Here is an 8,890-nt window from a genome sequence, read left to right as displayed (position 1 = left end):
CGGACCGCGGGTGCGAGGTCAGCACCCGGCCTTCCCTGCGCCCTCTTGGATTTGAGGGTGGAGTGACCAGGCAAAGCTCGGGCCAATTGCGCCGCGAGAATGCGAAGGTGCGTCCGCGAAGCCGTAGGATGGGTGGAGCCCTTGCGAAACCCATCGCGTTTCCGCGTAGGCAAAGCATGATGGGTTTCGCTTCGCTCTACCCATCCTACGGGCTACGAGCTGCCGTCTCATACTCCGTCATTGCGAGCGCTCGCAATGACGAGGAGGAGAGTGTGTGCCGCACACTCCGCTCTCGTGCCCCGGACGTAGCGCAGCGTCCTTTTCGAACGGTGCGCGATCGCCAATTGTCTACCGACGAAATGTTGCTGAATGCGACGAATTGTTGCCGATCATCTCGTGCGTCGAGACGATGTTCAGAACGGTCGTGACCAGCGCGTTCATCGGCGAACGCTCCATGCGGGCTCCTGATGCCGTCGCCTCTCGTGCGATCACCAGGGTGATCACGACCATGCCCCGCGATGCGATCGGCCGTCTAAATGAGATTCAACGCGCAGAAACATGCGGTAACTTCAAAGCCACACCGCGGCCACAGCTCTCTCGTTTGAGAACAAGCTGGGTACTTTCGAGGTGTGGAATGTCGTTGTTGCGGGCCTGGCTGGTTGTGGCGGTGCTGAGTGGCGTGTCGATTGCGAGCTCGTTTCCCTTTGCGCTATCGCCGCAGTCGGCGTCCGCCCAAGCAGTGGAGACGATCGTCGTCGAGGGTAATCGCCGCGTCGAGGCCGAGACGGTCCGCTCTTATTTCAAGCCCGGTCCCGGGGGACGTCTCGACCAGCCCGCGATCGACGATGGCCTCAAGGCCTTGATCGAGACCGGTCTGTTCCAGGACGTGAAGATCAACCGGGCCGGCGGCCGCATCGTGGTCTCGGTGGTCGAAAACGCCGTGATCGGCCGCATCGCATTGGAAGGCAACAAGAAGATCAAGGACGAGCAGCTCACGGCGGAAATCCAGTCCAAGGCGCGGGGGACCTTTTCGCGGGCGCTGGTGCAGTCCGACACGCTGCGCATTGCCGAGATCTACCGGCGCTCGGGCCGCTACGACGTGCGAGTCACGCCCGAAATCATCGAGCAGCCGAGCAACCGCGTCGATCTCGTCTTCACGGTCGAGGAGGGGACCAAGACCGCGGTCAAGTCGGTCGAGTTCATCGGCAACAGTGCCTATTCGGCTGCGCGCCTGCGCGACGTGATCAAGACCCATGAGAGCAATTTGCTCAGCTTCCTCGCCAGCAACGACATCTACGATCCCGACCGTGTCGAGGCCGATCGCGACCTGATCCGCCGCTTCTATCTCAAGAACGGGTTCGCGGACGTCCAGGTCGTCGCCGCGCTCACTGAATACGATCCGGACAAGAAGGGCTTCAACGTCACCTTCAAGATCGAGGAGGGCCAGCAATATCGCGTCGGCTCGGTCGACTTCCGCTCCGGCATTGCCAATTTCGATGCGAGCTCGATGCGCTCCTATTCGCGTGTCGGGGTCGGTTCGCTCTACAACGTTGAAGCGGTCGAGAAGTCGACAGAGGAGATGCAGATCGAGGCCTCGCGCCGCGGCTACGCCTTCGCCGTGGTCCGTCCCGGTGGCGACCGCAACTTCGAGGCGCACACTGTCTCCGTCGTGTTCAACATCGACGAGGGCCCGCGCACCTATATCGAGCGCATCACTTTGCGCGGCAACACCCGTACCCGCGATTACGTAATCCGGCGCGAGTTCGACCTCTCGGAAGGCGATGCCTACAACCGCGCGCTGGTCGACCGTGCCGAGCGGCGGCTGAAGAATCTCGATTACTTCAAGAGCGTCAAGATCGTCACGGAGCCGGGCTCCTCCAGCGACCGCGTCATCCTGATCGTCGATATGGAAGAGAAGTCGACCGGCGATTTCTCGATTTCGGGCGGCTACTCCACGTCGGACGGCGCACTGGCGGAAGTCTCGGTCTCCGAGCGCAATTTGCTCGGCAAGGGGCTCTACGCCAAGGCTTCCGTCAGCTACGGCCAGTATTCGCGCGGCATATCGCTGTCGTTCGTCGAGCCCTACCTGCTCGACTACCGGCTGGCCCTCGGCTTCGACACCTATTGGCGCCAGCAATTGTCGAACAGCTATACGAGCTATGGCGTGACGACGCTGGGCTTCTCTCCCCGCCTCGGCTTTGCGCTGCGTGAGGATCTCTCGCTCCAGCTGCGCTACTCGCTCTACCAGCAGAACATCACGCTCGCCAGCGCCTACAATAACTGCAACAACAACGCGTCCAACACGTCGCTCGCCTTCAACCCGACGCCGGCCTACATCAAGAACGTCCTCGGCGGCGTGGATCCGACCAACGCCACGGATTCGGGCGTCTATGGCTATGGCTGCTACGGCGACGGCGAATCGAGCCTGCCGGTCCGCAAGGAACTGGCGAACGGTGCGAGCTGGACCTCGGCGATCGGCTACACGCTGAACTACAACACGCTCGACAACAACAAGAACCCCACCGGCGGTTTGCTGGTCGACTTCAAGCAGGATTTCGCCGGCGTCGGCGGCAGCGTCACCTATTTGAAGACGGCGCTGGACACCAAATACTACACGCCGCTGGTGTCCGACATCGTCAACGTGATCCACCTCCAGGGCGGCATCCTCAACAAGATCGGCAACAACGATCTACGCATGCTCGATCATTTCCAGATGGGGCCGAACCTCGTGCGTGGCTTCGCCTCCAACGGCATCGGCCCGCGTGACATCACCTATTACAATTACGGTTCTAACGGCGATGCGCTCGGCGGCACGAAATATTGGGGCGCCTCGATGGAGCTGCAGATGCCGTTCTGGTTCCTGCCGAAGGAAGTCGGCCTCAAGGGCGCGGTCTATGCCGATGCCGGCTCGCTCTGGGGTTACCAGGGGCCGACGTCGTGGACGGCGACGGGCGAGGTCAACACCAAGGCTTGTCCGACCTGCGGGCTGCAATATGACGACGGCAACACGGTACGTTCCTCCGTCGGTGTCGGCCTGATCTGGGCCTCGCCGTTCGGACCGCTGCGCTTCGATTACGCGATACCGATCACGAAGGGCAAATATGACATCGTGCAGGAATTCCGGTTCGGAGGCGGCACCTCGTTCTAGCAAGCGGCGTAGCCACGGGACGTGGCGGCATTCGTCGTGCATTTGTGAAAATCTGTGATGAGCTTGCAGTGCACGAGCGTGGACAGCCATTGGCGAATGTCCGATAATAATGCTTGCGAATTGCAGGGCAGTGTAACCTGCACTTGAGCTTCCACAGAAGGACTAATCGCGATGACACAGGCAGGCGCCTATGGGCAGAGGCTTGGCCAGTTCCTGCGTTTGAAGGATGCGCCGCCCGCCCTGGTCGCGCGCTCGCTGCGGAGCGCCGAGCTTGCGGTCACCGAGACCCGGAATGACCATCCCGTCCCCGGCCTCTCCGGCTCGCTGGCCGCAGAGGATGCGTTTCTGGTCAGTCTGAAGCTGCACGATTACCCGGATTGCGAGGTCTGGGAGCGTGGCAAATCCATCATGAAGGCGGACGTCCGCGCCGGCACCACCTATCTCTATGATCTCAAGCGCGATCCGCGCTACGTGATCGACAAGCCGTTCCACTCGCTGTTCTTCTATATTCCGCGCTCGGCGCTCGACGGTATCGCCGAACAAAGCAGTGCACCGCGGATCGACGAGCTCGACTGTCAGGTCGGCGTCGGCCATGACGATGGAATCATCCGCCACATCGGCGCCTCGCTCCAGGAAGGGCTGCGCAAGCCGGATGAGGCCAACCAGCTCTTCATTGACCATATGATGCTCGGCTTGACCGCCCATGTCGCGCAGACCTATGGCGGGCTCCAGCGCACGTCCGCGCCCGCGCGCGGCGGTCTCGCGCCCTGGCAGGCGAAGCGCGCCTGCGAGAGGCTCGAGTCGGACCTCGGCGGCAAGCTCTCGCTGCAGAAGGTCGCAGCCGAGCTCGATCTCTCGGTCAGTCATTTCTCGCGGGCGTTCCGGATCTCCATCGGCCTGCCGCCGCACCAGTGGCTGCTGCATCAGCGTGTAAAGGCCGCCAAGCAGTTGATGAGCGTCCGCGACCTGCCGCTGACGGAGATCGCGATGTCGGCCGGCTTCGCCAACCAGAGTCATTTTACGCGGGTGTTCTCATCGATCGCCGGCGTCAGCCCGGCGGTGTGGCGCCGCGGGGCGCTCGGGGCTTCCAGCTGCGAGGCTTGATGGCGGGCGCGAGCGTCAGCGGCGCCCGGCGAGAGAGATGGTGTAGGCGGCGCGCCGGGCCGCAAAAATCTCATCCGGCGGGTGACCGATGCCATCGGCGAGATTGGCCGGATTGAAGATTGAGGCGTCGCAGGCCTGATCGGGCTCGAAGCCGGTGATCACGATGGTGCCGAGGCGCACCTCCTCGCGGCTGTCTTCATCCGGCCAGCGCATCGTCACGTCCATGGTGGGATCGCCGGGGCGGCCGAGCAGCGCCATCACGTTGAAGCGAACAGTGCCCGCAGCGATCCGCTTGCCCAGATCGTCGCGCAGGAAGCCGGCGGGCTTCGTTCTCGCGTCGTCCTCGCTCAGCGTGATCTCGCCGCCGGCCGGGACGATCTTGAACTTGATGAAGCGGGTCTCGCCCTGCTCGTTCGTTGCCGGAAAGGCATGCACGCCCCAATAGGTCGTGCCGGCAAAGCTTCCGGGCAGCGCACGCGCGGCGACGTAGTTCGCCTGATTGAGCGTCTCAGGGTTGGCCGCCGAGAAGGCCTTGACCTTCGCCATATCAGGCTTGCCATCCGGCCCCGGGATGCGGGCCTCGAGGAAGGCCAGCATCTGGTCGAGCGTTCGCGCAAAATGCACGGGCGCGCTCTCCACGAGGATGTCGGAGCGATGATCGTCGTCGCCGAGCTTGAAGCTGAAGCCGCGCAGCACCAGATTGTTGGTGTCGGCGACGTTGGGATTGCCGCCGCCGACCGAGAAGCGAGCCAGCACGCGCGATGGCCTGGTGAAGCTCTGTGACCGCGTGATATCCCCCGCGCGGTCCGACGGGGTGTAGGTGCCCCGAACGCACCAGCCCTTGGCAAAGCTCGCGCGGACCTTTGGCGGATTGCCGGCAACGGCCTTCAGCGTATCGACGATGGAGGCGGGCGTTGCGGCACCGTTCGGGCGCTCGGACATGGCAGGAACTGATCTCTCGCGTGTGCGAGCCGAATTCTAGCCGCGCTCTGGATCCATAGTCTTGCCCAAAGCGAGCAGGTATTGCCCAATCCTGCTCAAGATGTGCGCCTCGCACTGGCCGGTGCTCGCAATCGCCTCACCCATCAGGGAATGTCGGGCTGCGTCTCCGTCAGCGGTATCCAACCGCCCTCGCCACGCTCGAAGAGCGGGCAGCCGTAGACCGCGCGAACCGGAAGCGGCGCCGTCGCAGCCTGCCAGCGATTGGTCTGCTTCATCGCGACGACCATGCCGGCAATGTCGGCGCCAATCGTCTGCAACAGGCGGACCGCGGCGAGCGCGGTCGCGCCGGTCGAGATCGCATCATCGACCAGTACCACCCGGCGGCCTTCGATCAGGGGCAGCAAATTCGGATCCAGCCGGAGCTTCTTGCCGGCCTCAGGGCTCGTGATTGAACTGACGGGCTCCGACAGCGCGTCGTCGTACCAGAATTTGCGTGAATAGCCGAGCGGGACATAGCGCGGCTGCCCGAGCCGTTCGGCAACCTCTGATGCGAAGGCAAGACCAAGGGTCGGCAGTCCCACGATGATCTCGGCATCGAATGCGCGCGCCTGCGTCGCCATATGGTTCGCGAGCGCCGCGACCACGAGGTGTGAGGCCTGGTTGGCAATTAGAGATGCGACGGCACGGTCTCCGCCGGGCAATTGGCGCAGCGGCAGGACGAGGATGCGGCCGCAGGGCAGGGTGGCGGGATAGCCGAAGCGATAGGGCGGCGTTGCCGAGAAGCGTGCAGGGACCTCCGGCATCAGCTCCTGCCAATAGCCGGTGGTCGCTTCGGTATAAGTCTCGCTCACGCTCATGATGCCGGCATCAGCCGCCGAGGATTCGCCGGCAGGCATCGACGAAGACCTGCGCGCCGGTGACGATATCGGCGTCGGCGGTGTTCTCGGTCCAGTGATGGCTGATGCCGCCGATCGACGGCACGAACAGCATGCCCGCGGGCATGATGGTTGCGAGCGTCTGCGCGTCATGGCCGGCGCCGCTGGGTATGCGGATGGATCGTCCGCCGGCGACGGCCTTGCTCGCGGATTCGATCGCGTCCTGGAAGCCGGCGTTCATCATGGCGGGCGCGCCGGTGCGGAGCTTCTCCACGGAGGCGGTGCAGGGGCCCTTCGCGGTGACCTCGTCCGCCATCGTGCGCAGCAGTTCCTCGAGCCGCGCGATGACGGCCGGGTTGTCGTCGCGGATCTGGAACAGCATTTCGGCGCCACCCGGAATGATGCTCGGCGCGCCCGGATCGAGCGTGATGCGGCCGGTGGTCCAGACGGTGCGTGGCCCGCATGCGGCCGGGAAACGCTCGTCAATGGCGACGCAGAATTTGGCCAGCGCCAACCCCGCATCCTTGCGTGCAACCATGCGCGTGGTGCCGGCGTGATTCTGTTCGCCGACGAAATTGATCTGGTATTGCCAGATGCCGACGATCGAGGTCACGACGCCGATCGCGAGCTTGCCGCTTTCGAGCGTGTCGCCCTGCTCGATATGCGCCTCGAGATATCCGATATGGCGACCCGGCTCGGCGGCGACGCGCGGGCGCTTGGAGAGCCCCATGTCAGCGAGCGCATCGCGCATGGTGCGGCCGCTGGTGCGGTCGCTGGCAGCGTCGATGTCGGCTTCCGTCACCTGACCGACATAGGAGCGCGAGCCGAGGAAATGTCCAAAATGTCCTTCCTCGTCGCACCAGGCGGCGACTTCGACGGCGCCCTTGAGCGAGGGATCGGCATTGAGCACGCGCGCGGCTTCGAGCGCATAGACGACGCCGAGCGGGCCATCGAGCCAGCCGGCGTAGTTCTGGCTCTCCAGATGCGAGCCGGCCAGCAGCTTCGGTCCTGCCTTCGTGCTCGTCCCCAACACATTGCCGATGCCGTCGATCGCGGCCGCAAGGCCGGCTTCGGGCAGCTTCTGCATCAGCCAGTCCAGCGATTGCCTGTGCGGCTCGGAGAAGGTCGGCTTGTGCACGCCGGTCTTGTAGGCGCCGATGGCGCGGAGCGCATTGAGGTCGGCGAGAACCCGCTCACCGTTTGCGCGCGGAAAAGTGTCAGGCATGTTCGGCAACCTTCAGCGCCTCGGTGCGGATCTCCTCGACCAGCCGTTCCTTCAGCTGGACGAATTCGGGCGTCGTCTTGATCTTGTAGGAGCGCGGATGCGGCAGGTCTATGGCAATCTCGGCCTTGATGCGGCCGGGGCGCGCGCTCATGACGATGACGCGGCTGCCGAGGAAGATTGCCTCCTCGATGTCGTGGGTCACGAACAGAACGGTCTTCTGGTCGCGCTCCCAGATGCCGAGCAGCATCTCCTGCATCAGGGCGCGGGTTTGGTTGTCCAGCGCGCCGAAGGGTTCGTCGAGCAGCAGGATCTTTGGATCGTTGGCGAGCGCGCGTGCGATCGCGGTGCGCTGCTGCATGCCGCCGGAGAGTTGCTTCGGCCAGTGGTTCGCGAAGCCGGACAAGCCGACCTGGCGGATGAATGCGTCCGCGATCTTGTGGCGCTCCGCCTCTGACACGCCGCGCTCGCGCAGGCCGAAGGCGATGTTCTCGCGCACGGTCAGCCAAGGGAACAACGTGTAGGACTGGAACACCATGCCGCGATCGGCGCCCGGGCCGGTGACCTCGCGCCCGTCGAGCGTGACGCGGCCGGTGGTCGGACGGTCGAGGCCGGCGACGATCCGAAGCAGCGTGGACTTGCCGCAGCCGGACGGGCCGAGAATGGTGACGAAGTCATTGTTGCCGATGGTGAGATCGGTCGGCTCCAGCGCCCTGGTCGGCGCATTGCCGTGGCGTGCGGGAAAGGTGCGCGAGACCTGCTCGATCTTCAGCGTGGTCATGCGAGCCTCCACGGAAACAGCCAAGCGTTGAACGCCTTGAACATGAAGTCCGAGAGGAGGCCGATCAATCCGATCACGATGATGCCGAAGATGATCTGGCCGGTGTTGAGCAGCGCCTGGCTGTCGGTGATCATGTGGCCGATGCCGGAGGACGAGCCGATCAGCTCGGCGACGATGACGTAGGTCCAGGCCCAGCCCAGCACCAGCCGCAGGATTTCGGCAATCTCCGGCGCGGAGGAGGGCAGCAGCACGCGGTGGATGACGCCGCGGTCGCTGGCGCCCAACGTATAAGCCGCCTCGACCAGATCACGTCGCGTCGTGCCGACGGTCACGGCGATCATCAGGATGATCTGGAACACCGAGCCGATGAAGATGACGAGCAGCTTCTGCAATTCGCCGATGCCGGCCCACAGGATCAACAGCGGGATGAAGGCGGAGGCGGGCAGATAGCGCGCAAAGGAGACGAAGGGTTCGAGAAACGCCTCGACCGGCTTGTAGGCGCCCATCATCACGCCGAGCGGCACAGCGATGAGTGCGGCCAGCGCAAATCCGCCGACGACGCGCCAGATCGTCATTCCGATATCGTATGCAAACCCCTGCTTCGCCAGCAGGTCATAACCTTCCAGCACCATGGTCAGCGGGTTGGCGAGGAACACTTTCGACACATGGCCGCCGAAGGTCGCCCACGACCAGAGGGCAACGAACACCACGAAGAACGCAAGGCCATAGGCCACGCGTTGCCTCGATGTCACGGGATCCAGGGGGCGCATCAAACTGTCTATCCGATTGGTCGATCAGGCGCCGGTCCCGCCTCGCGG

Annotated in this window: 8 protein-coding genes; 2 read left to right on the top strand and 6 right to left on the bottom strand. The window is 64.1% G+C overall.

Features of this window, described 5'->3' with window-relative positions; all coding sequences use genetic code 11:
- Positions 1 to 348: 348 nt before the first annotated feature.
- A complete protein-coding gene (locus tag IVB29_RS24330) occupies positions 349 to 510 on the bottom strand; it encodes a hypothetical protein (RefSeq protein WP_247505930.1) in 162 nt (53 codons plus the stop codon).
- Positions 511 to 634: 124 nt separating this feature from the next.
- On the opposite strand from IVB29_RS24330, the gene bamA reads away from it, so the two are divergent.
- Together bamA and IVB29_RS24320 are read left to right on the top strand one after the other, a co-directional pair.
- A complete protein-coding gene (bamA, locus tag IVB29_RS24325; RefSeq protein WP_247505929.1) occupies positions 635 to 3,148 on the top strand; it encodes an outer membrane protein assembly factor BamA in 2,514 nt (837 codons plus the stop codon).
- A gap of 171 nt (positions 3,149 to 3,319) precedes the next feature.
- On the top strand, positions 3,320 to 4,252 hold the full coding sequence (locus IVB29_RS24320; RefSeq protein WP_247505928.1) for an AraC family transcriptional regulator: 933 nt from the start codon (positions 3,320 to 3,322) through the stop codon (positions 4,250 to 4,252).
- A 15-nt stretch (positions 4,253 to 4,267) separates the two neighbouring features.
- Here the strand turns inward: IVB29_RS24320 and IVB29_RS24315 are convergent, their stop codons facing one another.
- From IVB29_RS24315 to IVB29_RS24295, 5 genes are all read right to left on the bottom strand, one after another.
- Entirely contained in the window at positions 4,268 to 5,194 is a 927-nt protein-coding gene (locus IVB29_RS24315; protein WP_247505927.1) for a catalase family peroxidase, read from the bottom strand.
- Between the two features lie 143 nt (positions 5,195 to 5,337).
- Positions 5,338 to 6,090, bottom strand: a complete 753-nt coding sequence (locus tag IVB29_RS24310; RefSeq protein ID WP_247505926.1) for a phosphoribosyltransferase — start codon at positions 6,088 to 6,090, stop codon at positions 5,338 to 5,340.
- Complete coding sequence (locus tag IVB29_RS24305; protein WP_247505925.1) at positions 6,062 to 7,294, bottom strand: Zn-dependent hydrolase; 1,233 nt, start codon at positions 7,292 to 7,294, stop codon at positions 6,062 to 6,064. The genes IVB29_RS24310 and IVB29_RS24305 overlap by 29 nt, the downstream gene beginning before the upstream one ends.
- The gene (locus IVB29_RS24300) at positions 7,287 to 8,072 is read right to left on the bottom strand and encodes an ABC transporter ATP-binding protein (RefSeq protein ID WP_247505924.1); all 786 of its coding nucleotides are present in this window, start codon (positions 8,070 to 8,072) and stop codon (positions 7,287 to 7,289) included. The genes IVB29_RS24305 and IVB29_RS24300 overlap by 8 nt, the downstream gene beginning before the upstream one ends.
- A complete protein-coding gene (locus IVB29_RS24295; RefSeq protein ID WP_247505944.1) occupies positions 8,069 to 8,842 on the bottom strand; it encodes an ABC transporter permease in 774 nt (257 codons plus the stop codon). Before IVB29_RS24295 ends, IVB29_RS24300 begins: the two co-directional genes overlap by 4 nt.
- Positions 8,843 to 8,890: the final 48 nt, after the last annotated feature.

The organism is Bradyrhizobium sp. 1, assembly GCF_023073315.1.
Taxonomy (GTDB): domain Bacteria; phylum Pseudomonadota; class Alphaproteobacteria; order Rhizobiales; family Xanthobacteraceae; genus Bradyrhizobium.
Note: the sequence above shows the minus strand (reverse complement) of the source record. Positions and strands in the feature narration are given on the sequence as shown.

What these genes read in the sequence shown, in the direction of transcription:
- IVB29_RS24305 (WP_247505925.1), bottom strand. Translation starts at nt 7,294, where the DNA reads ATGCCTGACACTTTTCCGCGCGCAAACGGTGAGCGGGTTCTCGCCGAC.
- IVB29_RS24315 (WP_247505927.1), bottom strand. Translation starts at nt 5,194, where the DNA reads ATGTCCGAGCGCCCGAACGGTGCCGCAACGCCCGCCTCCATCGTCGAT.
- IVB29_RS24320 (WP_247505928.1), top strand. Translation starts at nt 3,320, where the DNA reads ATGACACAGGCAGGCGCCTATGGGCAGAGGCTTGGCCAGTTCCTGCGT.
- bamA (WP_247505929.1), top strand. Translation starts at nt 635, where the DNA reads ATGTCGTTGTTGCGGGCCTGGCTGGTTGTGGCGGTGCTGAGTGGCGTG.
- IVB29_RS24310 (WP_247505926.1), bottom strand. Translation starts at nt 6,090, where the DNA reads ATGCCTGCCGGCGAATCCTCGGCGGCTGATGCCGGCATCATGAGCGTG.
- IVB29_RS24300 (WP_247505924.1), bottom strand. Translation starts at nt 8,072, where the DNA reads ATGACCACGCTGAAGATCGAGCAGGTCTCGCGCACCTTTCCCGCACGC.
- IVB29_RS24330 (WP_247505930.1), bottom strand. Translation starts at nt 510, where the DNA reads ATGGTCGTGATCACCCTGGTGATCGCACGAGAGGCGACGGCATCAGGA.
- IVB29_RS24295 (WP_247505944.1), bottom strand. Translation starts at nt 8,842, where the DNA reads ATGCGCCCCCTGGATCCCGTGACATCGAGGCAACGCGTGGCCTATGGC.